The following is a 26,916-nucleotide window of genomic DNA, read 5'->3' on the forward strand; positions in this document are numbered from 1 at the left end:
AAACAGGCATTAATAACGCAACCCTCTACTTTTAGCGTCAATTAAAAATGGGTGTATTACCTTAAGAACTCAATCGCCTCAATTGAAAATAATTATCAGAGATTTTGAGGTGAATTCAATACATGACTATATGGAAAGTGGAAAAGTAAATCTTGCGATCTCATTCCCTGACTGTGTTCCTTCGTCATATCTGACGATGAAACTTTTTGAAGAACAGCATGTATGTGTAACATCAAATTTTTCTAGCATTCCAAAAATAAGTGCAACACTAAAGCAAGTCGCTGAGCATCCTAATATTTCAGCATCGCCTTCGCGCCCAAATTTTAAAGGTTCTATTGATGATTGGTTTGAAAAACATGATTTAACGAGAAATGTTGTGATTACAGCACCTTGTTTCTCAGTTGTCCCCTTATATCTAAACGTGACAGATTCGCTCGCATTCTTACCTTCAAGAGCTGTGAATGAAAGTAGCTTGGTAGAAATCAAGCTGGATGAAATGCCTGAACCTTTTGATGTTATTGTCGCGTGGCATCCAAGGACAAACGATGACCCACTCCAAAAGTGGGTTATCTCTAAGTTAGTACAGTTTACATGAGGCTAATCGTGTCCATGTTTTTTATGAATGTCCGCTTCTGGCACAGAGCAGTTATTCAGGATTATAAGTTTTTCGGGTTCAGGGATCCGGATGGCGTTGCGAGCACTTGGCTAGGTATATATTAATTATTAAGAGCAAAGGTCAATACTTGAAGGCTTGAAGGTAAGTTAAAACGAAGAAAAGTCACGATATGGTCACCATTTGGTCACCGAGCATAAAAAAAGGCCCTGCTTTTCAGCTAAGGCCTTGATTTAATTGGTGCACCCGAGAGGATTCGAACCTCTGACCTCTGCCTCCGGAGGGCAGCGCTCTATCCAGCTGAGCTACGGGTGCAACCGTCGCACTTTGGTGCGAGCGCGCATTATAGACAGCCTTTTGTTGTAAGTCTATTCCCTGACAGTGCGTTTTTTAGGCAAACAGTTTTTCAGGCAGTGATTGCGCCACTGGCTCTGAAAAGCTAGAGTAACTGAATTGTGGTTGAGGAACCTGTTTAATGGTTGGTTTTGTTAGCGCGCTGCGCTATTGGCACTGGTTATTGTTAGTTGTATTGGCTGGTGTGTCTTTACTGGCCACTGAAATTTTAGTTGAGCACGAACAACAACTTATCCGCAGCCAGCAATTACGCCATGAAGTGGCCAGTGCTGGCCAGTTAAAAGCCATGCTTGAATCAGAGCTAAATATCCCACTGTATTTAACCGTCGGCTTAGCCTCTTATGTCAAAGCCAGTGACGGTATGGTAGATAAAGCCGAGCTGGATATTTTACTGCCCGGGCTGGTCGAGCAAGCCAAGCATATCCGCAATATTGGTGTGGCACCGGACAATCGGCTGCAATATATTTATCCGCTTGCCGGCAATGAGCGCGCCATTAATTTATATTACCCCGATTTACCCGACCAATGGCCGGCAGTCGCCGAAACAATTCGTAGCGGCCAGGCCCGGTTAATTGGCCCGATTCGGCTGGTGCAAGGAGGTCAGGCTTTTATTTACCGACTGCCGATCTTTATTCCCGATGATACTTATTGGGGCATTCTAAGCACTGTGATTAATATTGAAACCATCTGGTCTTTGCTGGCAGATAAGGCGGCAGAGCAAAATGTCACTATTGCGCTCAGAGCTAAAACGCCCGGCCAAAATGAATACGGCAACAGCTTTTTCGGTGAGCCAGAATTATTTTATGACGACAGCCTGCTGCTTAATCTGGCCATTCGCGGCGCAGATTGGCAAATGGCCATCAGAGCTACCGGTCCGGTGCTTAACAGGGGGTTGTTGTTACGCGTTAGCTTGTATGCTGGCACCCTTTGTCTGCTTATTTTACTAGCCTGGTTATTTTACTCCAGGCAAAGACTACGCCAAACGGCTAATGAGCTAAGCCACAGCGAAAGCTACTTACGGGCAGTGATGGATAACGTACGCGATGCCATCGTTGTGACCAGCGAGGACGGCATTATAGAAGATGCAAATTTGTCCTGTTTCCGATTGTATGGCTATCCCAGAGACAGCTTGCAAGGCTTACACTGGTCGATGTTGCTGGCTACCCCCCAAAATATTGACGAGATTTACAGCGCCACGTCAGCACCCGAACAAGAGTTTGAAGGTCTGGGCTTACGCCAGGATAGTAGTCAGTTCGAGCTATCGTTAACACGAACCAGGCTGGTTCAGGGCCAGCAGCAGCAACAGTTAATGTTGATCCGGGATATTACAGAACGTAAACGAATTGAAAAACTGAAAAATGATTTTGTTGCCACGGTAAGCCATGAATTACGGACACCACTAACCGCTATTAACGGTGCCCTTGGTCTGGCCATTGGTGGTGCGCTGGGGGATTTGAACCAGGCTGCACAGAAAATGCTGACCATGGCTCATAGCAGTTGTGGCCAGCTAAATCAGCTGATCAACGATTTACTGGATACGGAGCGCCTGGCCAGCGGCAAAATGCGCTTTGCCATTTCAGAGGTGGCCTTAATACCTTTGCTGGAGCAAAACATCACTCAGATTAAAGCGATGCAGCATCAGCAGCGCCTGGTTATCAACCAGGATAATCAAAAACCCTATCTTGTCATGGCGGATAAAGGCCGCTTAAGCCAGGTGTGCCTGAATTTGTTGTCAAATGCCGTAAAGTTTTCATCGGCTGACAGTGTGGTTGAAATTAAGTTAAGTGAACATGGCGGGATGATTCGGGTCAGCATTATTGATCAGGGTAAGGGGGTTAGTGGCGAGTTTTTACCGCGTTTATTTCAGCGGTTTGCTCAGGCCGATAATCACAACAGTCGTCAGCATGCCGGCACCGGCCTCGGATTAGCGATCAGTAAAGCACTAATAGAACAAATGGACGGCAATATTGGTTATCAGCGTTTGGCGCAAGGTAGCTGCTTCTATTTTGAATTACCAGCAGCCGGGGCTTTATCTGACTAAAATTTGCTCCTGCCCGGTTTTTGTCTTAATTTGCTTACCACTGGCTGCAAAACGCGGCTTTTTGTTACCTTTTTTGACATACTGCATCTGCTACAGCTCGCCTGTATGGGCATGGCTGATAATAATGACTAGCGGCTTCAGCCGCAATTTCGCCAAGGAGACATAACAATGCGCAAAACGATACTCGCTACTGCGATGGGAGCCATTTTCGCGCTGAGCGCCTGCTCAGACAATACTGCCCCTAAGCAGGTAGCATCCGCTCCCTCAGCCGTTGAGAATACTAAAGTGACCAGCAGCAACCCTTTTTTTCAGCAAAGCAGCCTGCAATATCAGGCGCCCGATTTTACTGCTTTTAATGATGACCACTTTTTGCCTGCGTTTGAAGAAGGCATGAAGCAGCACATGGCTGAAGTGGAAGTAATCGCCAATAACCCGGCCGAACCTACGTTTGACAATACCCTGGTTGCCCTGGAAAAAAGTGGTGAAATGTTAAACCGGGTGTCTCGGGTATTTTACAACCTTACCGGCACTGACAGTAACGAACAACGGCGTAAAATTCAGTCTGAACTGGCGCCAAAAATGGCCGCTCATTCTGACAACATCAGTTTAAACCCTGCCCTGTTTGCCCGGGTTAAAGCGATATACGACAACCGTAATGATTTACAACTGGATGCAGAGAGTGTGCGACTGGCTGAAGTGTATTACGACCGCTTTGTACGTGCCGGTGCCCAGCTGACTGAAGAGCAGAAAACGGCTATTCGGGCGCTGAATGAAGAGCACTCCAACCTGACCACCAAGTTTTCGCAAAGCCTGCTGGCTGAAACCAAAAATATCGCCGTTGTGGTTGATAACAAAGAACAACTGGCCGGCTTAACCGATGCCCAGATCACAGCAGCAGCCGCTGCGGCAAAAGCCGCCGGCCATGATGGTAAATACCTGCTAAGCATTACCAATACTACCCGTCAGCCAGTACTGAGCCAGCTTGATAACCGTGAACTGCGTAAGCGGGTGTGGGAAGCCTCTGCGTATCGTGGCCAAAGCGGTGAGTTTAACACTACGCCTATCGTCAGCCGTTTAGCGCAACTGCGCGCAGAGCGCGCCAAATTACTGGGTTATGCAAACTGGGCCAGTTATGGTCTGGAAGCGCAAATGGCCAAAACACCGGAAGCCGTTTTTGATATGCTCGGCAGCATGGTGCCGGCCGTGGTAGAAAATACCAAAAAGGAACTGGCTGATATCAACGCGATGATCAAACAGCAAGGCGGTGATTTCGAAGCCCAGCCCTGGGACTGGGAATATTACGCAGAATTGGTACGGCAGGCTAAATATGATTTAGACGAAAACGAAGTTAAACAGTACTTTGAGTTTAACCGGGTACTGGAAGACGGCGTATTTTATACTCTGAACCGTTTTTACGGTATTCGGTTCGAACCGCGTCCGGATTTACCGGTGTACCATCCGGATGTAAAAGCTTATGAAGTATTTGACGCTGATGGCTCCAGCCTGGCTATTTTTTATGCTGATTACTTTGCCCGTGAAGGCAAACGTGGCGGCGCCTGGATGAGCTCTTTCGTTGGCCAGTCTAACTTACTGGGTACCAAGCCTGTGGTGGTGAATGTAATGAACATTCCTAAGGCACCTGAAGGTAGCCCAACGTTAATCAGCTATGACCATACCACTACGATATTCCATGAACTTGGGCATGGTATTCATGGCATGTTCTCTGACGTGAAGTATCCAACGTTAGCCGGTACAGCGGTATCGCGTGACTTTGTTGAGTTTCCTTCTACTTTTGAAGAAGACTGGGCACAACACCCTGAAGTATTAGGTAACTACGCTAAACACTACGAAACCGGCGAGCCTATTCCAAAAGAATTGCTGGATAAAGTACTGCGCTCACGCAGCTTTAACCAGGGCTATGACACCCTGGAATATATGTCTGCTGCTTTGTTAGACATGGAGTGGCACTCACTGTCAGCGGATGAGCCTCTGCAGGATGTGGTGGCGTTTGAAGCTGCAGCCCTGAAAAAGCACGGCGTAGACTTACCAGCGGTACCCCCGCGCTATAAGTCACCGTTCTTCTCCCATTCCATGGGTGGCGGCTACTCAGCCGGTTATTATGCCTATATGTGGAGTGAAATTCTGGCGGCAGATGCTTTTGCCTATGTGCAGTCGCGTGGCGGTCTAACCCGGGAGAATGGCGATCATTACCGCAAGAACATTCTGGAAGTAGGTAATTCACGGCCAACCATGGAATCGTATAAAGCATTCCGCGGCCAGGAGCCGACTACTGAAGCGTTGTTAATTCGTCGCGGTTTGAAAACCAAAGTAGACTAAACAGTAAACCAAAAGGGTAAACCAGCCCGGTTTACCCGAAAAAAAGCCCCGTTGCTTATTGTTAGGCAACGGGGCTTTTTTATTTGAGCTGCAGTGATTAGCGCAGGTTAAGCGCCGGCCACTTGCATCTGACTAATCAACACGGAGCCGGTTAGCACACCACCGCGACGGTCGACATCATTGCCTACTGCGGCAATATTCATAAACATATCAGCCAGGTTACCGGCAATTGTCACTTCGGCTACCGGGAACTGAATTTCACCGTGTTCTACCCAGAAACCACTGGCACCGCGGGAGTAATCGCCCGTGACGGTATTAACCCCCTGGCCCATCAGTTCAGTGACCAGCAAGCCTTTGCCCATTTGCCGGCAAAGGGCAGCTAAATCGTCATTGCCATGGCTAATTAACCAGTTGTGAATACCCCCGGCATGGCCGGTACTGGCCATACCCAGTTTACGCGCTGAATAACTGGTGGTCAGATAGGTGTTCAGTACGCCATTTTCAATTACCGCTAAGTCACGGGTTTTCACCCCTTCGGCATCAAACGGGCTGGACGCCAAAGCCTGCGTTAAATGCGGCTTTTCCTGCACGGTTACCGCTGATGACATCACCTGCTTACCTACTTTATCCAGTAAAAAACTGGATTTCCGGTAAATGCTGCCACCACTTATCGCAGACACCAGATGGCCAAACAAGCTGCTGGCAATGTCGGCCCGGAAAATAACCGGTACTTTCTGGGTGGGTACCTGGCGCGCACCTAACCGGGCCACCGTTTCCAACGCTGATTCACGGCCAATTTGTTTTGGATCGAGTAATTTACTGTACTGGCGCGCCACGGTAAAACTGTAGTCGCGCTGCATCTCATCGTCCTGCTCGCCAATCACCACACAACTGAAGCTGTGGCGCGAACTCGGGTAGCCGACCAATTGGCCATGGCTGTTGCCATAAACTTTTAATCCCTGGTGTGATGAGAACGATGCCCCTTCAGAGTTCGTGATGCGCTTATCAGTGGCAAAAGCCGCTTCTTCGGCGCCGGCACATAAGCTAATCGCCAGCTCTGTGCTGATACTATCCGGATAAAATAAATCTAAATCCGGTGGGCTGAACTCAAGCCAACCCGCTTCAGCCACCCCGGCGTGCGGGTCTTCAGAGGTATAACGGGCAATATCAGCGGCGGCAGCGACGGCACGTTCCAGCGCCTGCGGGCTTAAATCTGCAGTGGAGGCCGAGCCTTTGCGCTGGCCAAAATATAAACTGATCCCCAGGCCACCGTCCTGGTTAAATTCGACTGTTTCTACCTCGCCATGGCGGGTTTCCACGCTTAAGCCGCGGGTACGGCTCATTGATGCTTCTGCACTGCTGGCACCCAGCGCTTTGGCGCGGGCCAATACTGCACTGACGGCATCTTTAACTTCGGCTATTTCCTGCCAGACGTTTTGTTCTGTTACTTGCATATTCACTCTTGCTGATCGCCCTGTTTGTGCCAAGCTTACCATATACTGCTAGCGGCTGCTGCCAGCAGCCAATACTTTAATGATCTAAGTTTAGAAGCGTAAGTTTAACAACAGAAGTTTCGTGGCTTAAGCTTGGAGATATAAGTTTAGTGATATACTTAACCAAACTTTGCTAACGAAGAAGCACCATGACCGAAACTGAATTTAAATATGGCGACAGTAAATGGCTGGAACAACCAGACCATATCAGCAAAAGCCAGATAAAACGTGAAATGCATGCCTTGCAGACCCTGGGAGAAGAGCTGGTGGCATTAAGCCCGGCTGCCCGCGCTAAGGTACCGCTGGATGAAGAATTAGTTGATGCGCTGGAGCTGGCTGACAAACTGGCTAAGAAACGTGAAGCACTGCGTCGCCATATCCAGTTTATTGGCCGCTTAATGCGCACCCGGGATATCGAGCAGATAGAGCAGGCGCTGGCGGTAATGCGCAACACCAAACAAGCGGCAGACAAGCAATTTCATAAAGTAGAAAAGTGGCGGGAAAAACTGTTAAGTAACGACGATGCGTTAACGGAATTTGTCGCGGCCTATCCGGAAGTGGAGATCCAGCAACTGCGGTTGTTAATTCGCCAGGCCAAAAAAGAGCAGGAAAAAGAGCAGCCGCCCAAAGCCTTTAGAGAGCTGTTTCAGCTGATCCGGCCGGTTATTATGGAAAACGACGCTAATTAATTGCGCTGACCACGCAAAAAACAAAGCCAGCAATGAGCTGGCTTTTTAAATTCTGTCGTTTAATAACACTTAAATACGGGTTAACCAGTTATGCTTGTCTTCGGCGCGGCCCCACTGGATATCGTTTAAGGCCTGGCGCAGTTTTAAAGTAGTCGGGCCAGCTTCGCCGCTGCCCACTTGATGCTCAGTGCCATCGGCAATCAGGGTGCCAACCGGCGTTAATACCGCTGCGGTGCCGGATAGTGCCGCTTCTGCACCTGGCTTAGCGGCGCGCTCGAGCAACTCGCTAACGCTCAGCTCGCGCTCTGATACGGTCATCCCCATGTCGCGGGCCAGGGTTAACACAGAATCGCGGGTTACCCCATGCAAAAAGCTGCTATCAAGCGCTTTGGTAATAATTTCATTGCCGTCAATCAGCATAAAATTGGCTGCACCGGTTTCCTGCACATCACCACCCGGGCAAAACAGTACCTGGTCGGCCTGGACACTGGCGCGGGCTTTTAAGATAGGTTGCAGCGCACTGGCATAGTTGCCGCCACTTTTTACCATTCCCATATGAGCAGCGCAGCGGGCACCATTTTGCTCCAGCAATAAGCGTAGCGGCTTGCTGCCACCAGCAAAGTAATCACCGACCGGCGATAGCAACACATACAACATTGAGCTGGCAGTAGGTGCAGCGGCTTTACCAATGGCGGCCTCGGTACCAATATGAGTAGGCCTGATATACATAGAGCCCGGTGGCTCTGGCACGTCGCTGGCATACTGCTTGACGATATCAATAATCATCTGGCTTAGGGTTGCCGCGTCAGGCTGCGGTAACGATAGTAAAGCGCTACTCTGAATTAAACGGGCAACGTTTTTTTCCATCCGGAATAAATTAATTGAACCATCACTATGTTTAAACGCTTTTAAGCCTTCAAAGCAGGTGCTGGCATAGTGCAGCACATGGGCGCCCGGGTGCAGGCTAATGCTGTCTGCAGCAACAATTTGCGGGGTGCTCCAGGCGCCCTGCTCAAAACGGGTTAATGCCATTTGAGGCATAAAAACACTACCAAATGCAGCCATTTTTGTTTCCTGTTGTTTGTCTTTTATAAGTTATTGGGTGCCGCCAACGGTCATTGCATCCAGTTTTAGGGTTGGCTGGCCAACCCCTACCGGCACGCTTTGTCCCTGCTTACCACAGACGCCAACGCCGGTATCCAGCGCCAGATCGTTACCGACCATCGACACCTGCTGCATCGCTGCCGGACCGTTACCAATCAGGGTTGCGCCTTTAATCGGGCTGGTTATTTTACCGTCTTCAATTAAATAAGCTTCTGAGGCTGAAAACACAAATTTACCGGAGGTAATATCTACCTGACCACCGCCAAAATTAGGGGCATAAATGCCTTTTTTAACGCTGGCGATAATCTCTGCCGGATCGTGTTCGCCAGCCAGCATGTAGGTATTGGTCATCCGCGGCATGGGTAAATGGGCAAAAGATTCACGGCGGCCATTGCCGGTAGGGTTTACCCCCATTAGCATCGCATTATGCTTATCCTGAATATAACCTTTCAGAATGCCTTTTTCGATCAGTACGTTGTGTTGGCTGGGCACGCCTTCATCGTCGACATTGAGTGAACCACGACGATGGGCAAGGGTGCCGTCATCAACGATAGTGCAGAGTTTTGATGCTACCTGCTGGCCAATCTTGCCACTGAAATTAGAAGAGCCTTTGCGGTTAAAGTCGCCCTCAAGACCATGCCCTACGGCTTCGTGCAGCAATACGCCCGGCCAGCCTGAACCCAGTACTACCGGCATGGTACCCGCCGGCGCATCTATTGCCGTTAAGTTAACCTGAGCCATACGTACGGCATCACGGGCATATTGCTGCCAGCGTGGTTGTCCGTTTAACTGTTCAGTGAAGTACAAGTAATCGGTACGGCCGCCACCTCCGGCGCTGCCCCGCTCGCGTCGGCCATCCTGTTCCAGTAATACCGAGCAGTTCAGGCGCACCAACGGCCGGATATCGGTAGCAAAAGTACCATCACTGGCTGCTACCAATACTTCTTCATACACACCCGACAAACTAACCATGACCTGTTCGGCCCGGTTATCAAGCGTGCGGATAAAGGCTTCAATCTGGTTAAGCAGGGCAACTTTTTCGGTATTACTGAGGCTTTGCAGTGGCTCACACGGCAGGTAGATATTGCTGTTGCCACTTTTGCTGAATGCTTTTACCCGGCCCTGCTGGCCATGGCTGGCAATACCCCGGGCAGCACCGGCGGCTTGCTGCAAAGCAGCAGCGCTAATGGTATCGGCATAAGCAAAACCGGTTTTCTCACCACTGATGGCCCGTACGCCAACCCCACGTTCAATATTAAACGAGCCGTCTTTTACCAGGCCGTCTTCCAGCACCCAGGATTCATGCACACTGGATTGAAAATATAAGTCGGCATAATCAAGCTGATGACCAAATAAATAGCCAAGTGTGTGCTCCAGATCTGTCATGCTAAGATCGGAGGCGGTAATTAAATTCTGTTCAACTGCATTCATTATTTCAGCTCACTGTTAAAACGATTATGCTGGTGCACCGGCATTTTCTGACCAAGTTGCTGGCATTGACTGATATCAACCAGCGCTGATACCCAGCCAGGTCCGGTACCCGCGTCAGCCACTACGTCGCCCCAGGGGTCGATAATAAGACTGTGCCCATAGGTTTCGCGACCATTGGCATGGACACCAGTCTGGTTTGCCGCCAGCACAAAACATTGATTTTCAATAGCCCGGGCTTTTAATAACGTATGCCAGTGCGCCGTTCCGGTTAGCCGGGTAAAAGCCGATGGCACGGTTAATACCTGCATTCCCTTTGCTGCCAATGCCTGCATCAAGCCAGCAAAGCGTACATCATAACATATACTCAGCCCCAGTTTCAGATCGGGCAATTGGCACAGGCTAATCTTTTCACCAGGTAAGGTGGTTGCCGATTCCCGGTAGCTACCGGTGTTATCCGCCACACTGACATCGAACATATGCAATTTCTGATAATCTGCCAGCCGCTGTCCTGTCGGACTGTAGACCAGTGAAGACGCTGCGAAACGTTGCGGGTCGTGCGTTGCGGTAGGCTGGCTGCCTGCCACCAGATATACCCCAAATTCAATGGCTAGTTGCTGGCATGTTTGCTGAATAAAACCCTCACCAATAGCTGCCTGATGTGCCAGCTGTAGTTTGTCGCTGCCACCGAACACCGCAAAGCATTCAGGCAACAGCACCAGATGCTGTGCCGCTGGCGGTAATTGCTGCAGATACTGCTTTACGGCGGCCAGGTTGGCGGCCGGTTCAGGCACGCTGTTAAGCTGAATAGCTGATAAACGCCAGTTAGTCGCCACGTGGTTGCTCCTCTGAGTCGAGCACCGATTCTGGTTTGGCAATCCTTACCGGCACCGGCACTTCTGTACTATGTCGATTTACTTCGGTAACTACCGGTTTGGCAAGTGTACCGGTAACGGTAAAGTTGATCCTCGAGATCACTTCTGCCGACTGAAACACCTCATCCAGCGCCAGCGCAGCCAGGCCCGTCGCCGGGTTAACCATCCAGGCAATAATTACCGGCAAACTGGAAGTGACCTTTGGCGAAAAAGACATCTGATAATCCAATTCATTGCTAACCAAATCAGCATAGCCCTGAATAGCCAGGTTGCCAGGCACACCATCGATGGTGGTATCACTGGTTTGCACCACCCCTTGATGGATAGCCAACGCACCTGACATTTTGTTATAGAAAAAGCCCTTTGAGAATACATCGCGAAAATCCAGCCGTAGTTTGCGCACCAGCGAGTCCAGGCTGAAAATAGAAAATAGTCGGGCTCCCTGATCGCTGACTTCAGTCAGGGCGCCGTCACCAAGATTAAATTGCACCTGACCGTTTAGTTTGGCAAGGTCAAACTGGCTCGGTGCTGCTGGCCAGTTCAGCGTAAAGTTGATATCGGCCCGGCTGCCACTAATACCGGTAGTAAGCTGAAATTCATTTAACAGCTGCCCCAGATTGGCGCTTTGGAATCTGCCGCTTAGCTCAGTGACCCCTAACTGCTGGTCAGGCACCCAGCTGCCCTGCATCACCAGTTCATTCTTTTTATATCGACTGTTAAATGTCGACAGTTGCCAGTGATCTCCCTGGCCAACGGCAGCCATCTCAAGCTGACCAAACCGAAAGTTGCCAATAGCGCAATCACTACATTTTAATGTCACTGGCGCCATGGTGAGTAAACTGGCTTGCAGTTGTGGCAGAATCTCTGCTGTTACAATGCGGCTGGCGGTTGCTAAATCGGTGCTGGCGCTTGCTGCCGGATCTTCGCCAGGGTCCGGTTGCAATGAAGCCGGTAACGGCAAATGCAGATAGTCAATCTCAACCTGCACGCCTTGTTGCTGCCAGTCGTGACTGAATGACCAGCGACTGGCGATTTGTGTGCCATGCAGCCTTAACTGCCAGGCATCCTGGCCCGGTTCCAGCTCAAATACGTTATTTTTCAGGGCCGTACCGGCTACCAGCCTAAGATCAGCAATGCTACCCCGCACCCGGCTTAATGGCGGCATTACCCCGTTGTTATCCTGTTCTGCAGTGAACAGCTGCTCACTTAACAGTTTTTGCCAGGGCAACAGTTCGGCCCGGTCAATATCAACATCAATGGTAAAACCCGCACCATTAAGGCCGGCATTTACCTGCCCCAGGCTTAAATTTGCCCGATTGACCCGGGCCGCTGCATGGTCCAGTTCAGCCGTGAAAAATAACTGGTTTGCATAATTTAAGGTTAGCAACCCTTGTTGACTGTTGCCATCAGCCTTGATAGTGAGCGGCGCGGCGCTGCTGGCTGCTTTTTGATAGGGCGCCGGTAACGCCAAACCAGTGTTAGTCAGGTCGGCGCTAAGCTGAGAGCGGTAGCTGAAATTATCTTGTTGCAGGTCTAAGGCTAAGGCCAGCTGCCAGTCCAGTTCACCGCTAACCAATGTTGCAGCGTCTGGCCACAACGCCTGTACCACGTTGCTGCTGGCATTTTTAGCAGCGGCATCGAGCTGAAACAGGTAAGTGTCGTCTTGCTGCTGGCCCGCTATAGTGGCGACAACCGGTAGCTCACGCCAGTTAAATGTCAGATCTTGGGCGTTTATCTTTGCATCATTAAATGTCAGCACACCCGTTAACTCGCGCACCGCCAGTTGGGGCGCAGCTAAGTCCAGACTGATGTTTTGCAGCGCTAATTGTCCGCTGGCCTGCACCGCTGGCTCGCGTAATCCTAACTGCAGTTCAATATTAGCCCGGGCCGGGCCGGTCGGTGCCAGTTGTTGTAATACTTTGCCTAAATTAGCGGCAAGCGGCGAGGCATTGATGAGCCCGGTTGCCTCACTTAACTGCAGGGCACTGTCGATCTCAATACTAAGAAATTCAGCATCCAGTAAATTGGGGATAGTCGCCCTTACGTCGCCCTGCAACGCGATGCCGGCAATGGTCGCCTGGTCGCTGCTGATTTGCATGGCGGCATTTTCAAACCATAAATTACTGCCCAGCTGCTGTAGCGCCGGCCACTGCGGATTAAATACAAAGCTGGCGTCACTGACCTCTGCTGCAACCTGAAATATGCCCTGGCCTTCTGCAAATGGATACTGGGCTGGTGCACCTTGCCACAGCACGGTAGCCTGGTTTATCTGGCCATCGACAATTGCATCGCCCAGATACTCTCGTATCTTTTCTGGCAGATAACGCAACGGTAAATAACGGCTAACATGGTCTGCGCTGGCATCGGTGAGTGCGGCAAACAAACTAAGCTCGGGCTGTTGTGCCAGCCGCCATTGCATTGCAGCATTCAGGGTAAAATCTTCTGACAGAAGCTGCAACGAGGGGATTTGTATTTGCCAGATCCCATTTTGGCTTTGCCGGGCGAGCAGGTTTAGTTCTACCTGTTGATATGTTATCGGCGCACTGAACATGCTATCCCAGCGTAGTTCATTTTGCTGCCCGCTAAGCGTTATGCCGGCAGCACTGGGGCCCGCCCAGAACTGGCCATCCAGCGCCTTGACGCCCGGTAAATCTATACTGTTTTCTTTACTTAAATTTCGTAGCTGACCCAGTAATTGCCAGTTGTCATTATTTTGAAACTGCCACTGGCCAAACGTTAACTCACCGTGCAAGCCGGTGGTTGTCAGGCGGGCCAGCTGCGGTATCTCTTCACTGAGTAACTGACTCAGCGGCGCCAGGGCATCAAGTTTTAATTGCTGTAGCTGACCATACCAACCTGCCGTTTGCCGATGCAGCTGCACTTTAAGATCAGGCCATTGTGTCTGACCATCAGACAGCGCTAAGCTCCCTGAGTACAAAGACCAGCCGTCTGCTGTTGGATGCCATAATAGCTGGCCGGGGCCCAATTTCAGAAGCTGTGGCTGCCCTTCACGTTGCCAGCTTAAACTGTTATCAGCCAGTTCAATCTGAAACCGCTGCAACTCGCCGTCGTCGACCCGACCCCAGGCCTGAAAATTGATATCTGCCTGATCCAGCCGGCCAGCTTCGGGCAGTGACTGCGCAAACCAGGGTAAAATATCCAGCTCGCGACTTTCCAGAAATATCTGGCCAAATGCCTTATCTAAACTGGGTCCGTACAAATCAATAATAAACGAAAGTGTATTGCCGGTGATATCCGCTACCGCGAGCTCACCAATACCCTGGTGATGTTCGCCATCATTGCGCCAGTCCAGCTTGTCCACCGCAATGACGATATCATCGCTGCCTGCGGCGGTTAAGATCAGTTCGCTGTCCAGCAGGGTAAAATGATTAAGTTGCCGGAAAAATAGATGTTCCAGCGCGGTAATTGCCGGGGCCGCATCCAGTGGCTGATTGCCTTGAGGGCGACGGAGCAAGGTACTGCTTGGAACCGCATAGCGCAGGCCACGGAGTTCAAAATGTTCAGCCCGCAACTGCATGCTGCGCACACTTTGCCAGAAATTAATCCGTACCCGGGTTTGCTTTATCTGCAGCTGCAATCCCTGCTGCGCATTACCTAACTGCATATGGTTCAGCACCATAGCCGGCCCCAGCTTTTGCCAACCGGCGCTGATTTCCGCTATCTGCACTTCGGTACCTAGCTGGCGGGCCAGCAGATTTTCCAAATGATGTTTGTAACTATCGGCATAGGGCAAGGCCAGCCGCAACACGGAAACCAGAGTAGCAAGCAGCACCAGGCCTATGGCCAGCAATAGCCAGATTTTATGTAAACAATAAAAGCAGACTCGTGTTGCCTTATGCACTACATCATCACCACATCAAATTGCTCCTGGGTGTACATGGGCTCACCATAAATGGTTATTTGTTTCCCAATAAATACCTGCAATTCTGCCAGGCTGTGAAATTCGTCTGTGGTCAGTGCATCTTTCACTACCGGTGATACGTACACAGCAAATTTGTCTGCCGCATAAGCACGATTAACCCGGACAATTTCCCGTAAAATTTCAAAACACACTGTTTCCACCGTCTTCAACGTACCACGGCCCTTACATACCGGACACTCTGAGCAAAGGATATGCTCCAGACTTTCCCGGGTTCTTTTGCGGGTCATCTCTACCAGGCCCAATGCTGAAAAACCATGAATGTTAGTTTTTGCCCGGTCACGCGCCAGCGCCAGTTCCAGGCTATGGTAAACCCGGCGCTGATGCTCAGTACTTTGCATATCAATAAAGTCGATAATGATAATACCGCCAAGGTTTCGTAATCTCAGCTGGCGGGCAATGGCCTGTGTGGCTTCGGTGTTGGTATTAAATATGGTTTCTTCCAGATTACGATGGCCGACAAAAGCGCCGGTGTTAACGTCAATGGTGGTCATTGCTTCGGTTTGATCGATGATCAGATAACCGCCGCTTTTTAGCGGGACTTTGCGTTCGAGTGCCCGCTGAATTTCATTTTCGACATCAAACATATCAAAAATTGGCCGCTCGCCAGGATAGTACTCCAGCAACGGTGAAATATGTGGCATAAACTCTTCACAAAAAGCAGTAAGTTGCTGATAGGTAATTTTAGAGTCTATGCGCACCCGTTCCAGTTCGCTGCCAACAAAATCACGTAGTATCCGGTAACACAGGGTCAGATCTTCGTAAACCACCCCCTCTTTGCGGGTTTTTTGCTTGCGTTTAACAATTTTACTCCAGAGCTTCTTCAAAAACCTGGCGTCCTGCACCAGCTCATCACTTCCGGCCCCTTCAGCCGCGGTGCGAACAATAAAACCGCCACTGTCATCCAGGCAATCACTGACAATATCTTTTAAACGCTTACGCTCAGCTTCCGTTTCTAAACGCTGTGATACGCCAACATGGCTGGAGTCGGGCATAAACACCAGATAACGGGATGGCAGAGTAATATCAGTAGTTAAGCGCGCCCCCTTAGTACCCAACGGATCCTTTACTACCTGCACCAGCAAATGCTGGCCTTCCCGCACTAACACCCGGATGTCCTTGCTTACAGCCGGCTTACTGTCCTGCTCGGTACTTTCATTGTGCTGGACAATGTCAGAGGCATGTAAAAAAGCGGCTTTATCCAGGCCTATGTCGACAAAAGCGGCCTGCATGCCAGGCAACACCCGGCTAACTTTGCCAACATAAATGTTGCCGACCAGGCCGAGTTTGGCCTGGCGCTCAATGTGCAATTCCTGCAGCACCCCATTTTCAATCAGTGCCACCCGGGTTTCAGTGGGCGTAACGTTTAACAGTAGTTCTGCACTCATGCCTGCTCCTGCCAGTTACGTAATAAAAGATCGGTTTCGCATAATGGTAAACCTACAACGGCACTATAGCTGCCACTGATGTGGCGGACAAAACGACCGCCCTGCCCCTGAATGCCGTAACCACCGGCTTTATCACGAGGTTCGCCTGTGTGCCAGTAAGCAGCAATCTCAGTGGCGTCCAGTTGGCGGAAACACACCTCAGTGCTGACAGAGCAAGTGCTACTGTTGGTTTGTCCCACCAGTGCCACTGCCGTCATGACCTGATGGCAACGACCAGACAGTAATTGCATCATCCGGCTGAAACCTGCCTGATCAACCGGCTTACCCAATATAAGCTCATCGACCACCACAATGGTGTCGGCACCTAAAACCGGTAGGGCAAAATGGAGTTGCTCAGCACCTGCCTTCGCCTTCGCGTAGGCTAGTCTGGAAACATAATGCTGTGGGTTTTCATTGCCTTGCAGGCTTTCATCAACGTCTACTTTTACCAGAGAAAACGGTACTGCGATTTGCTGCAGTAGTTCACGACGCCGGGGCGAAGCTGATGCGAGAGCGATTTCTGGATACATGTTTAAAGGTCTTAATGGTATTGAAGCAAAAATTACTGGATTTTAAAACGCCTGCGATAGCGCCTTAACAGCCAGAACAACCAGGGCCAGACCAACATACCGGTTAACACCGGCCATAAATAAGCCGGCAAAAAATAAACGCCGGTTAAAAAGTGGCTGAGCCAGAATAGCAGCAAATGATACAGCGCTAAAAACAGGCCTAACAGTAAGGCTTGCTGGATCACCGAAAAGTTCCTGATCTTTAAATGATTAACCGCGACGATAAAAGTGACTACTGAAAATGCCAGCGCATTAACCCCCAACACTGTACCAACCAGTACGTCGGTCAGAAAGCCCAGTACAAAAGCAGTAAGAATATTTACCCGGCCCGGCAATGCCATGGTCCAGTACAAAACGACCAATAGGGCCCAGTCAGGCCGGAATAATTTAACCTGTTGCGGCATAGGCATCACAGTTAACAGTAACGCGACCAGCAGCGACAAATAAATAAAACCAAGACCATTACTTCTGCGCATTACTTCGGGTCCTCCAGCTCAAACAAATTGTCCAGCCGGGCACCTGGCCACAATAGCAACACATGCCGGATCCGATCCAACTGTGCATAAGGTTTGGCATAAACCGTCATAAAAGGCTGACTTTCATCAGTTTGCACCCGGGTCACCTCTGCGACCGGGTACCCTTCCGGAAACAAGCCATCCAGCCCCGAGGTCAGTAAGCGATCGCCAACCCGGATATCAGCACTTTGGGGCAGATGGATTACCCGCAACAAATCCCATTGCCCCAGCCCCTCGGCCACCGTACGAATGCCGGTACGCTCAGCCCTGACTGATATTGCATGGGTGTTATCTGAAATAAGTAAAGCGCGGCTGCTGGTAGGGCCAACACTAACGATCTGGCCGACTACGCCACTTTCGTCAATAAGCGGCTGATGGACAGTGACACCATCATTTTTGCCTTTATTTAATACTACCTGATGGCTAAACGGATGGCTGTAAACGGCCAGCACTTCTGCCACCAGCCGCTGACCATCGGTCAGCGGAGCTGAACCGAGCAAAGCGCGAAGTTTACTATTTTCCTGCTGCAAATATCCCAACAGCTGCAACTGGCCATTCTGGCGCAGTAAGGTTTCTTTTAAGCGGGCATTTTCATCCAGCAGACGCTGGTGCGACATAAATTGCTCACTCGCACCAGAGAGCAGAGTTTCGGGCAGGCTGGCAATATAAAACAACGGGCTGACAGCAGAGGTAAGAAAACTGCGAAGTTGGGTAGACCGCTCGGTATAGCGATCTACCACCATTAATCCGACACTACAAAGTACCGCCAGCAGCAAACGCAGGCCGAGTAGCGGGCCCCGGCTGAAAATGGCGTTCATAACAGCACTATTGTAGTAAGGGCACTATCACTCATAACTGAAGACATCACCACCGTGCATATCGATCATTTCCAATGCTTTTCCGCCGCCGCGGGCCACACAGGTTAACGGGTCGTCGGCCACGACTACCGGAATACCGGTTTCTTCCATTAACAGCCGATCCAAATCACGCAATAAGGCGCCGCCGCCTGTTAATACCATGCCGCGCTCTGAAATATCCGATGCCAGCTCTGGTGGTGCCTGCTCCAGGGCGACCATTACTGCACTGACGATGCCAGCCAGAGGCTCCTGCAGTGCTTCCAGGATTTCATTGCTGGTCATGGTAAAGCTACGTGGCACGCCTTCTGCGAGGTTGCGACCCCGAACTTCGATTTCCAGCACATCATCGCTGGGATAGGCCGAACCAATTTCGGTTTTTATCCGCTCTGCCGTTGCTTCACCAATTAAAATGCCATAATTGCGACGAATATAGTTAACGATGGCATCGTCAAACTTGTCACCGCCAATCCGCACTGACGAGGAATACACCACGCCATTTAACGAAATAATAGCCACTTCCGTGGTACCGCCACCAATATCCACTACCATTGAACCGGTTGCTTCTGATACCGGCAAGCCAGCACCAATTGCGGCCGCCATTGGCTCGTCAATCAGATAAACTTCGCGGGCACCGGCGCCCTGCGCCGATTCACGAATAGCACGGCGCTCTACCTGAGTCGATCCACAAGGTACACAGACCAGCACCCGCGGGCTGGGCCGTAAAAAACTATTACTGTGCGCCTGACGGATAAAGTGTTGTAACATTTTTTCAGTAACGTAAAAGTCGGCAATTACGCCATCTTTCATTGGCCGGATAGCTTTAATGTTGCCCGGCGTACGGCCCAGCATCCGTTTAGCGGCATGCCCTACGGCTGCCACACTTTTCGGGCCACCGGCACGTTCCTGACGAATGGCAACCACCGAAGGCTCGTTTAGCACAATGCCCTGATCCTTGACATAAATAAGGGTGTTAGCTGTACCTAAATCGATAGATAAGTCGTTTGAAAAGAGGCCACGCAATTTATTAAACATGTCGACGCCAGATCCTATTAACAAGTTCTCCGCCAGCAACGGCACCATTGGCGGGCACACTGCTTGGTTTACTTCGGAGGTAAAATCAGTTATTCGGGCTATTCTAAGTAAGTCTATGCCAAGAAAATAGCCTTTTATGACATTTTTCAGAAATTAATCAGTGTTGTTGCGCAGTTTATCAGAGTAGCCAGTACTTACTTAGTTCAGCATTTCTATCTGAATATTAAAAGCGCTCCTGCCAGTAGATTTGCCGCGGGTTGCCACGGTAACGGCCAAACATAAACTCTGCAACCGGCGAGTTACTATAGTTGCCATCATCGTTCCAGTCATATTGCAGCCATACCGGTACCTGATAAGTTGCCTCCACATTACCGGTTTCATCCGGAGCCACCAGCAATAACCCACCTGGCGGTGTTTTGCCGCTATTAAGTGTAGTAGCGCTGGCCTGGGCTGTGGTAAGGCCGTTACTCAGACTAAGATTAGCAGCGCTGATCACACTACAATTGTCAGCCGTGTTGTTAATAAAGCGACTGCCATCCCAATATTCTGCCGTTAAGTTTACCGGTAAATCATCAAATTCCGGGCCAAAACCATTGGCCATTTGCAATCGGCCGTAACGAATATCGGTCAGCAGCAGGGCGGCAGCATTGCAACTATTGTCGCTGGCACAAGCGATATTGCTGGTATTGGTATCAGGATTAGCAATCATACTTCCATCATCATCCACCACGTTTAATGCGATGGTGAGGGTTGAGAAGGGACCATCAGCCGCTCCGCCTGGTAGCCTGTTTAGTAGCAGCTCAGTGGTACTGAACGGTTGCAGGCCCTGGCTCCAGTTACCAAAGCCGCTGCTGCTGAGCCGCCCGGTCAAATCCGTGCCATTGTCAGCATTTTCTGCCTGCAGCAATAACGTGCTGTTAGCAAATGCACCAAAGTAATTGCGGGTGCGCTGGCCAAGGGTATTTCGTGCGGTCAGGGTAAATCCCAAATCAAAAGGTTGCTGCATATAACTGAAACTACCACATGCCGGGCTGCTACTGATATCACTAACGGCAAAATCGGCTGGCACAAAGCGTCCTGTAGCCTGGCCGCTTGCCGCTGGCACCGGATCGCTCATGCTTAAATAATTTATCGGTGCAGTATTAAACCTGAATACACCCACTTCAGATACGCTTTGCTGCACAAGGGTTTGGCTATTGACGGCTCGCTGGTGTGTATAGTTAACCAAGCCAAGGGTACCAGGCACCCCAGCCGGCGCCTGCAGAATATGGTTAAGGCCGATATTATTCTGTTGGAAATTCGGGGTTGCCGGGTTAGTACAAATGTCAGTACTGCCTTCCTGCCAGGCATGGGCGCTTATGGTAAGCGGAAACGACTCACCTGCGCGCTTAAATACCGGACAACTGGCATCAGCTGCCAGACAATGTCCGTTATTTTTAATACATAAACCTGCCGGGCGGCGAATAAACTGATCAGCGCCGTTTAACACCAGGCCGTTATCGTTATTGGCTGCACTACCACTGTAACGACCACTGAGTTGCACCTGCCCTGCGTCGGCATAATTGACACTGATTAGCGCTTCGCCGTTAGCGTCAAAGTTTAGCGGGACTGCAGTCGGGCTGGTATCAGTGAGACTAATATTCGCCCCATTTACCTGCAGCGGCATTGATACCGGACGGGCTGCCACCCCGGGATCAATATAACTGCCCCAAAAGCCAACATTGCGGCTGACATTGGCAAACTGGGGCACACATTGCTGGCTGACATCACTTTGCCGCACAGCCGCGACAATAATATTGCTAACAGGCTGATTAGCAATGCCATCGGGCACATTAAACACCAGCCCGGCACTGGCAAAGTTGATATTGCAAGCGGCAGTGCTTAACGCCCCCCCACCGGCACGACACAAGGTTTGACTTAGCGGCCGGGTGGCTGGCACTGAACCGCTAACGCCAATCAACATACTACCAGCAACATTTCGGCGCAAATCAACAGTGGTAGTGCCACCACTAAAATTAAGCACATTGCCCCCTACCCAGCCGCCATTAGCGATGGTAGCCGGACTTAAGGTTGCCCGAACCGGGTCCGTGATCAGCCTGTCGCAATCGGCACTGGCGCAAGCCCTTACTGTCAGGGTTTCCGGCTTACAGGTTAATGCCCGGCCGCTGTAATCAAATTCAAAATGATCAATTTGCTGGCCGACGGGACTGGAGCGCAGCGCACAAATACTCAGATTATCCAGTTCGTGAATATTAGTTGAGCCACCGGTAGAACCGGTTAGTGACAAAAAGAAGTTTTCTGGCACGGCTGCCTGGCCGGGTTCTGTGCGGACGTTAAACGGTTCTATTAACGTAATAAAGCCCGTCCCATGGTCCCGTTCAACCGAGACTATGGTGGTACCGGGCGTTCTGGAGTCGACGGTAAAACGGTAGCGGTGTGGGTTGGCTTCATTGCCATCAACCCTGGGGCTGAGACAGCCGCCGGCCGGATTTGTCGCACCATTGTTACAGGTACCGCGCAGATAACGATAGCCAGTAGTACCCTCGCCGGATCCCCTTACCACCACACTTTGCTGGCGCCGCCCTTTGCTGGCAGCCCCGCCTTCATTAGAAAAGTTACCAAATTCGTCCAGGCCAAAGCCTAACCAGCCTCCGGCAAATCCAGCAATACCCGGTTTATAGCCATAACCCAGCGGGCCACCAAAGCTGCCGGGTTGCGGCGTGACGGTGGCATCAGACAGCACTACCGCCAGACCATCAGCACCACTGCCGCCATAAGCCCGGTAATCAAACTCGACGATCACCAGATTATCAGCCGCCGGATACAGCCGCTGGTACGTCGCAGAGGTAGCCTGGTTTGCCACCGCCTGAGTCATGCGAAGCCGGCCATTTATTACCTGCGGGGTAAAACTCCCATTGCTGCGGGCGGTAACCCAGGTATCGCTTAAAGTTGCATCGCTAAAAGTGTCGGCCAGACACACTAATTCGGGTGCTGAGGGAGTGACCACCTCCTGCCAGGTTTTACCAATTGCTATCCGATCAATAGTAACCCGATCACTGACAGATAAGTTTTCAGTGCGAAAACCAATTTCCCGGAATGACGTAATATCACTGTTACCCGTTGTACTAATGTCAGGGCTGGCGGGCTCATCGCTTAACGTGGCGGGATTCACCCACAACTGCCATTGATCATACGGCTGATTTGAGCCCGGTGTGGTTTTCGCCATACGACCAACAATCAGATAAGTTTCACCATTTACGATGGGCGTGCTGTAGACATCATTATTCGTGCGGGTGCGCACCATAATGTCTTCTTGACCGGCGCCACTGCCTCGATTACTTTTTAAACCAATATTCGGCACATTACTAAAGCCGGTTTGATCAAACCATAACGCTGCAAAGCGGTTGTTACCATCGGTTATATCAAACCTGACAAGCATACTGACATAGACAATATCATCATCACGGCGGCTACTGATAAACCGGGTTGCAGCTGTGGCAGAGCTACCAGAAAATGTTAATGCACGATCTCCGCCGGCGATAAACTCACTATTAGCAGCATCGTAACGTAATTGATTTGTCGATGTATCAGTGATTTGCTGCCGGCTGGTAACACCCGACCAGGCACCATTCCAACCGGTACCGCCATTTTGACCAGCGATACTGCCTGTTGGGTAGCTTTCAAAATCATCAATTGCCAGTAATTCGCCACACAAATTACCACCAGCTAGTGCCGGTATTGCAGCAGGCCGGTAATTTACTGTTCCAAAATTTGCAACCGCACCTTTGGCGGTCACTGCGCCATTAACAACCGAATTATTATTCAGCTGAACCGCGCCACCGGCCAACACAAAACCATTAATAATTGCATTATTGTTGATTGTCAGACTGCCACTAACAACTAAAATAAAGTTTTCTGGCGCACCACCGGAATTAAGTACTGTACTATTGCCAATCGTCAGGTTGCCGTTGACAAAAAGCCGGGTCGTGGCACCAGACGTTGCACGAACAGTGTTGTTGGCGATAAACCAGTCAGCGCTTTCAGCAAAATAATAATCAATAGGCTGCAAAGGCTCTGGAAAACTCGCGTTTGGGCTGGAAGGATAATTAATTGAACCAGGTTGGGGACTATTGCTGCGAATGGCAGTGGTCCAGATCTCTTCACAATTAATCGCCAGTACCGGGGTACTGAGCAACAATAATAAACTGAAAAGTATTCGCCTCATTGCCTTACCTCCAGCACTATACTGCGACTGGTAATAAATTCATTAGCATTACAACTGGCGCTGCTTTGCAATTGATAAAGCTGGCTAAGCTGCTCGCTGGCAACCGCCTGAGCGCTGCATTGCACCTGCGCCTGACAGCCGGTTAAACCGTCGGTATTAAAATTAAATGTCCAGCTACTGCAGTTGCTGGCACCAGTACGGGGGAAAAGCTCCGTTAAGGCCAGCTCCATGCCACTTTGCGCAGCAAATAACGCGCGGGTGCCTTGTACCTCATACACCACACTGTCGCTACTGCTTAACAAAATACGCGACAACGCCAGCACGATTGCCAGCATCACCACAATAATAAACACCGCGACAATTAATGCACTGCCACGTTGCGGGGTTTTCGCAAGCGCCCGGTTAAGGAACATTGGGAATATGCACCTCGTAATTAAAAAACATGTCGCTGGTCTGGCTCTGGCCGAATTGCAGTAATAAGTTCACCACACTGTTACGGGTCAGCACAGCATCATTGACGGCAAAGCGCACCCGCTGCACATCACTGGCCATTAAAACCGCACTGCCTGTTGGCGGTAACGGTTGCAACGTATTGTAAGGATAATTGCTGTAACGGCGAATAGTGCCGTCTACCGCGTTAAAACAGTAACTTACCGGGCTTGACGCCAGTAAATAAAAACGCTGTTCCGGTGAGCCTAGCGGAAAGCTGTGGCTGCTGGCAAGCTGAACCGTACGGGTGGCACTATTGCCATCCATATCGTCTGTTTCAGTGCCGGCAAAAGCGATCGTGCTACCGTTATTGCTATAAATATCGCCCGGCTGCCGGGGATAAATACTCAACGGCAGAGTTGGAACAGCGCCAAGATAACTGCTTTGCCAGTTTAAGATAGCCAGCTTTAGCTCAGTACCTGCCTCAGGGGCTACTGGAGCCTGCAAATAGATACCACTGCTAACAATGGGTGCAAACTCTATGCAGCGTAGTAATGCCACATCTGCGGTACGAATACTGTTCGGCGCCGCGTTGCGCAGTTCACGCTGCAGCCGCTCAGCCACAAACCGGCTTTGATTCAGGATCTGTTCCCGCTCGGTGGCGTCACTATACATTGTAGCGCCAAGACCAATATAACTGCTTACGCCCAATGCCAACACCGACAACAGCACAATAACAATGGTTAGCTCTATCAAACTAAAGCCGTGCCGGAACCTTATTGAGGTTGTTGTTTGTTGACGCTGCATCACCAGTTCCCTTTATAGCTGCTGAACTGCAGTGCACTGCCGGTTGGTGTAATAACCGTAACGGTAATCACTTTCACCTGATCTGGGGCCAGGCCGATACCGCTAACGTCAGCGGCGGAGGCATAACGAACACGAACCTGCAGCTGATAATTACGATATACGTCGGCCAGATCTTCCGCCAGAATATTGGTTAACAGGGAACCGTTAGCGGTAAAATTATCAAAATCATCGACATCGTTAAACCGTAGCCGGTTATCGGCTGCGCTTTCTCCGGGGTCGGCCGGCCAGCTGCCATCGGCGTTTTGTACGGTGCATGCCGGGGCGCCACTCTCGCCACAGCGCAGTATACTGCCACTACGGGGGCTTTGCTGATCAAACGAGCGCGCCATAATATCATTTAGCATACTCTGGCCCAGCTCAGTGGCCCGCACCTGATGCCAGGGATCGGTACTTTTAATATATAACGGCCCCAGTACGGCAGTCACCAGACTCAGCGCAATAGCCAGCACCACTATACCGACAATCAGCTCAATCAGACTTACACCCCGTTGGCGGCGGCCTGACACAGCTATGGTTAACATCGATGAGGCTAACATCGGTGAATATACCCTTCATACTCTATACAAATAGCCAGGTTAACACTGCCCTGGACATTAACCCGGCAGCTACTGTTACATCGACGTGAGCCGGATGCGGTTATAGGCTGGCCCAGGTTATTGAAAAAAAGGTCGTTATTAAAGGCGCCAGGCGACAGCCGGATGCTGCTGCGATCACGTTCGCTGATACATAATGCGGTAGCGGTATTAGCACAGGCATCAATGCCGGCGGGGTTAATACTGAAACTGTCAACCCGAAAACCGACCGGCGGGCAGTTGGTGCATTGCATGGCCTGCATTTGCTGGCGCTGGATCAGGCTGAAGGCCTGGTCGCGATACAGGTATTCGTTGGTACCGCTGCCAGAAAAAAAGCGTGGTAGCAGGGACACTGCTAACACGCCTATGATTACCAGCACCACAATCAGCTCTATTAAGGTAAAGCCGGTATGTCGCTGCAGGTTGTTCATTACAACTTTCTACTATCAGCAGCCGGTGCTTACTAATGAAATGGCTGGTTTATCTCCATCAGCTGACGAAGCAGTGTAAAGCACATAACAGGCTCCAGTATCAGTAATAGCATCTGTAGACTCGCCAATTCGAATTTGGCCTGGTGTACCTGGTATACTCTCTGCTACAGCGCCACCCATTGTAAAATCTGACAATTCAGCAGCGGCGTTTAAGGCTACTGCTGTTGCTTTCGGATAACCAAAAGTGACAGGAATACTCTCAACAGTCGTATCCTCTGTTCCCTGCACACCAGCAATAATAGCCTTACCATAGACCAACGAACCCGCTGACTCTAATGAACCTTTTACACCCTGCAAAACCGATTTACGGGCATCGCCCCCAAAATCTAAAAACTTCGGTGCAGCAGTCACTGCCAGAATCCCCAGAATAACGATTACGATAATTAGTTCAATTAAAGTAAAACCTGCCTGATTACGTTTCATAAATACTACCTTTTGCTTAATTAAAACTTAGATGTTTTTGTTTAAAAATAAACCAACCTGACCTGTCTGCGCATTGTACGAAAAGCCATTATTACCGACGGTATCGCCAGGTGCTGCCGACAGACCCGCTGTCTGATGGTAAAAACAGGTATTAGCATCAGCCCGGACAAACAACTGGTCTGCTGGATCAAATGTTGTATCAACCCGCAGCCGTTGCTGAAACAGGTTGTTAATCAGGTACAGGCAATCATCTGCGGTAACACTGGTAAACCGGGTATTACTCGCCGGATCACCCGACGGGTAGCCAATATCACCATCAACTCCAATTGGTACCATGTCATAGTTTACAACCGTACGCTCTGCCGTGCCACCGTTGCCATCTGGCCGGCCCGCCACTTCCCATTGCGCCCGTACCAGCCCCACTGCCGAAGCATAACCACCGGCAATCCCCTCTACTGCGACGTCTTCCGCTTCTGCGGTAACATTTAAAAACCGTGGTAACGCGGTCGCGGCCAGCAGGCCAAGAATGATGATCACGATCACCAGTTCGATTAAGGTAAAGCCACCTTGTTGTTGCATATTGGCTTGTTTCATATTGATTTCTCCCAGGCACATGTCATATTGAGTATATCGTT

21 protein-coding genes and 1 tRNA gene are annotated in these 26,916 nt (G+C 50.4%); 4 read left to right on the plus strand and 18 right to left on the minus strand.

Features of this window, described 5'->3' with window-relative positions; all coding sequences use genetic code 11:
* Positions 1 to 55: 55 nt before the first annotated feature.
* Positions 56 to 595, plus strand: a complete 540-nt coding sequence (locus B2Q61_RS10285) for a LysR substrate-binding domain-containing protein (protein ID WP_290618528.1) — start codon at positions 56 to 58, stop codon at positions 593 to 595.
* Between the two features lie 256 nt (positions 596 to 851).
* On the opposite strand, the gene B2Q61_RS10290 is transcribed toward B2Q61_RS10285, so the two are convergent.
* Positions 852 to 928 (minus strand) — tRNA-Arg (locus B2Q61_RS10290).
* Positions 929 to 1,088: 160 nt separating this feature from the next.
* Here B2Q61_RS10290 and B2Q61_RS10295 point away from each other — a divergent pair.
* Complete coding sequence (locus B2Q61_RS10295) at positions 1,089 to 3,008, plus strand: ATP-binding protein (protein ID WP_290618522.1); 1,920 nt, start codon at positions 1,089 to 1,091, stop codon at positions 3,006 to 3,008.
* A 168-nt stretch (positions 3,009 to 3,176) separates the two neighbouring features.
* On the plus strand, positions 3,177 to 5,345 hold the full coding sequence (locus B2Q61_RS10300; protein ID WP_290618520.1) for a M3 family metallopeptidase: 2,169 nt from the start codon (positions 3,177 to 3,179) through the stop codon (positions 5,343 to 5,345).
* 107 nt (positions 5,346 to 5,452) lie between these two features.
* Here the strand turns inward: B2Q61_RS10300 and pmbA are convergent, their stop codons facing one another.
* Positions 5,453 to 6,799: a metalloprotease PmbA gene (gene pmbA / locus B2Q61_RS10305; RefSeq protein WP_290618519.1), complete on the minus strand. Its 1,347-nt coding sequence runs from the start codon at positions 6,797 to 6,799 to the stop codon at positions 5,453 to 5,455.
* Positions 6,800 to 6,987: 188 nt separating this feature from the next.
* Here pmbA and yjgA point away from each other — a divergent pair, with 188 nt between their 5' ends.
* On the plus strand, positions 6,988 to 7,527 hold the full coding sequence (yjgA, locus tag B2Q61_RS10310) for a ribosome biogenesis factor YjgA (RefSeq protein ID WP_290618517.1): 540 nt from the start codon (positions 6,988 to 6,990) through the stop codon (positions 7,525 to 7,527).
* A gap of 69 nt (positions 7,528 to 7,596) precedes the next feature.
* Here yjgA and B2Q61_RS10315 read toward each other — a convergent pair whose 3' ends face one another.
* The 16 genes from B2Q61_RS10315 to B2Q61_RS10390 form a co-directional block, all read right to left on the minus strand.
* The gene (locus tag B2Q61_RS10315) at positions 7,597 to 8,619 is read right to left on the minus strand and encodes a branched-chain amino acid aminotransferase (RefSeq protein WP_290618526.1); all 1,023 of its coding nucleotides are present in this window, start codon (positions 8,617 to 8,619) and stop codon (positions 7,597 to 7,599) included.
* A 3-nt stretch (positions 8,620 to 8,622) separates the two neighbouring features.
* Positions 8,623 to 10,062: a metalloprotease TldD gene (gene tldD, locus B2Q61_RS10320; protein WP_290618514.1), complete on the minus strand. Its 1,440-nt coding sequence runs from the start codon at positions 10,060 to 10,062 to the stop codon at positions 8,623 to 8,625.
* Positions 10,062 to 10,895 (minus strand): carbon-nitrogen hydrolase family protein, encoded by an 834-nt coding sequence (locus B2Q61_RS10325; RefSeq protein WP_290618512.1) that lies wholly within the window; start codon positions 10,893 to 10,895, stop codon positions 10,062 to 10,064. The genes tldD and B2Q61_RS10325 overlap by 1 nt, the downstream gene beginning before the upstream one ends.
* A complete protein-coding gene (locus tag B2Q61_RS10330; protein ID WP_290618510.1) occupies positions 10,885 to 14,796 on the minus strand; it encodes a YhdP family protein in 3,912 nt (1,303 codons plus the stop codon). Before B2Q61_RS10330 ends, B2Q61_RS10325 begins: the two co-directional genes overlap by 11 nt.
* Positions 14,796 to 16,262, minus strand: coding sequence for a ribonuclease G (gene rng, locus B2Q61_RS10335; protein ID WP_290618508.1), 1,467 nt, complete (start codon positions 16,260 to 16,262; stop codon positions 14,796 to 14,798). Before rng ends, B2Q61_RS10330 begins: the two co-directional genes overlap by 1 nt.
* A complete protein-coding gene (locus B2Q61_RS10340; protein WP_290618506.1) occupies positions 16,259 to 16,831 on the minus strand; it encodes a Maf family protein in 573 nt (190 codons plus the stop codon). Before B2Q61_RS10340 ends, rng begins: the two co-directional genes overlap by 4 nt.
* Before the next feature lie 32 nt (positions 16,832 to 16,863).
* Entirely contained in the window at positions 16,864 to 17,346 is a 483-nt protein-coding gene (gene mreD, locus B2Q61_RS10345) for a rod shape-determining protein MreD (protein ID WP_290618504.1), read from the minus strand.
* A complete protein-coding gene (gene mreC / locus B2Q61_RS10350; protein WP_290618502.1) occupies positions 17,346 to 18,203 on the minus strand; it encodes a rod shape-determining protein MreC in 858 nt (285 codons plus the stop codon). The genes mreD and mreC overlap by 1 nt, the downstream gene beginning before the upstream one ends.
* Positions 18,204 to 18,230: 27 nt before the next feature.
* The gene (locus B2Q61_RS10355) at positions 18,231 to 19,274 is read right to left on the minus strand and encodes a rod shape-determining protein (protein ID WP_019677307.1); all 1,044 of its coding nucleotides are present in this window, start codon (positions 19,272 to 19,274) and stop codon (positions 18,231 to 18,233) included.
* Between the two features lie 223 nt (positions 19,275 to 19,497).
* Positions 19,498 to 23,499, minus strand: a complete 4,002-nt coding sequence (locus B2Q61_RS10360) for a DUF6701 domain-containing protein (protein ID WP_290618501.1) — start codon at positions 23,497 to 23,499, stop codon at positions 19,498 to 19,500.
* Positions 23,496 to 23,912 (minus strand): pilus assembly PilX N-terminal domain-containing protein, encoded by a 417-nt coding sequence (locus B2Q61_RS10365; RefSeq protein ID WP_290618500.1) that lies wholly within the window; start codon positions 23,910 to 23,912, stop codon positions 23,496 to 23,498. The genes B2Q61_RS10360 and B2Q61_RS10365 overlap by 4 nt, the downstream gene beginning before the upstream one ends.
* Positions 23,902 to 24,735, minus strand: a complete 834-nt coding sequence (locus B2Q61_RS10370) for a PilW family protein (RefSeq protein WP_290618498.1) — start codon at positions 24,733 to 24,735, stop codon at positions 23,902 to 23,904. The genes B2Q61_RS10365 and B2Q61_RS10370 overlap by 11 nt, the downstream gene beginning before the upstream one ends.
* On the minus strand, positions 24,735 to 25,331 hold the full coding sequence (locus B2Q61_RS10375) for a type IV pilus modification PilV family protein (RefSeq protein ID WP_290618496.1): 597 nt from the start codon (positions 25,329 to 25,331) through the stop codon (positions 24,735 to 24,737). Before B2Q61_RS10375 ends, B2Q61_RS10370 begins: the two co-directional genes overlap by 1 nt.
* On the minus strand, positions 25,325 to 25,798 hold the full coding sequence (locus tag B2Q61_RS10380; protein ID WP_290618494.1) for a type II secretion system protein: 474 nt from the start codon (positions 25,796 to 25,798) through the stop codon (positions 25,325 to 25,327). The genes B2Q61_RS10375 and B2Q61_RS10380 overlap by 7 nt, the downstream gene beginning before the upstream one ends.
* A 15-nt stretch (positions 25,799 to 25,813) precedes the next feature.
* On the minus strand, positions 25,814 to 26,281 hold the full coding sequence (locus B2Q61_RS10385; RefSeq protein ID WP_290618493.1) for a prepilin-type N-terminal cleavage/methylation domain-containing protein: 468 nt from the start codon (positions 26,279 to 26,281) through the stop codon (positions 25,814 to 25,816).
* 27 nt (positions 26,282 to 26,308) lie between these two features.
* Complete coding sequence (locus tag B2Q61_RS10390) at positions 26,309 to 26,875, minus strand: prepilin-type N-terminal cleavage/methylation domain-containing protein (RefSeq protein ID WP_290618490.1); 567 nt, start codon at positions 26,873 to 26,875, stop codon at positions 26,309 to 26,311.
* Positions 26,876 to 26,916: the final 41 nt, after the last annotated feature.

It is taken from the genome of Arsukibacterium sp. UBA5043, from assembly GCA_002415085.1.
GTDB lineage: Bacteria > Pseudomonadota > Gammaproteobacteria > Enterobacterales > Alteromonadaceae > Alishewanella.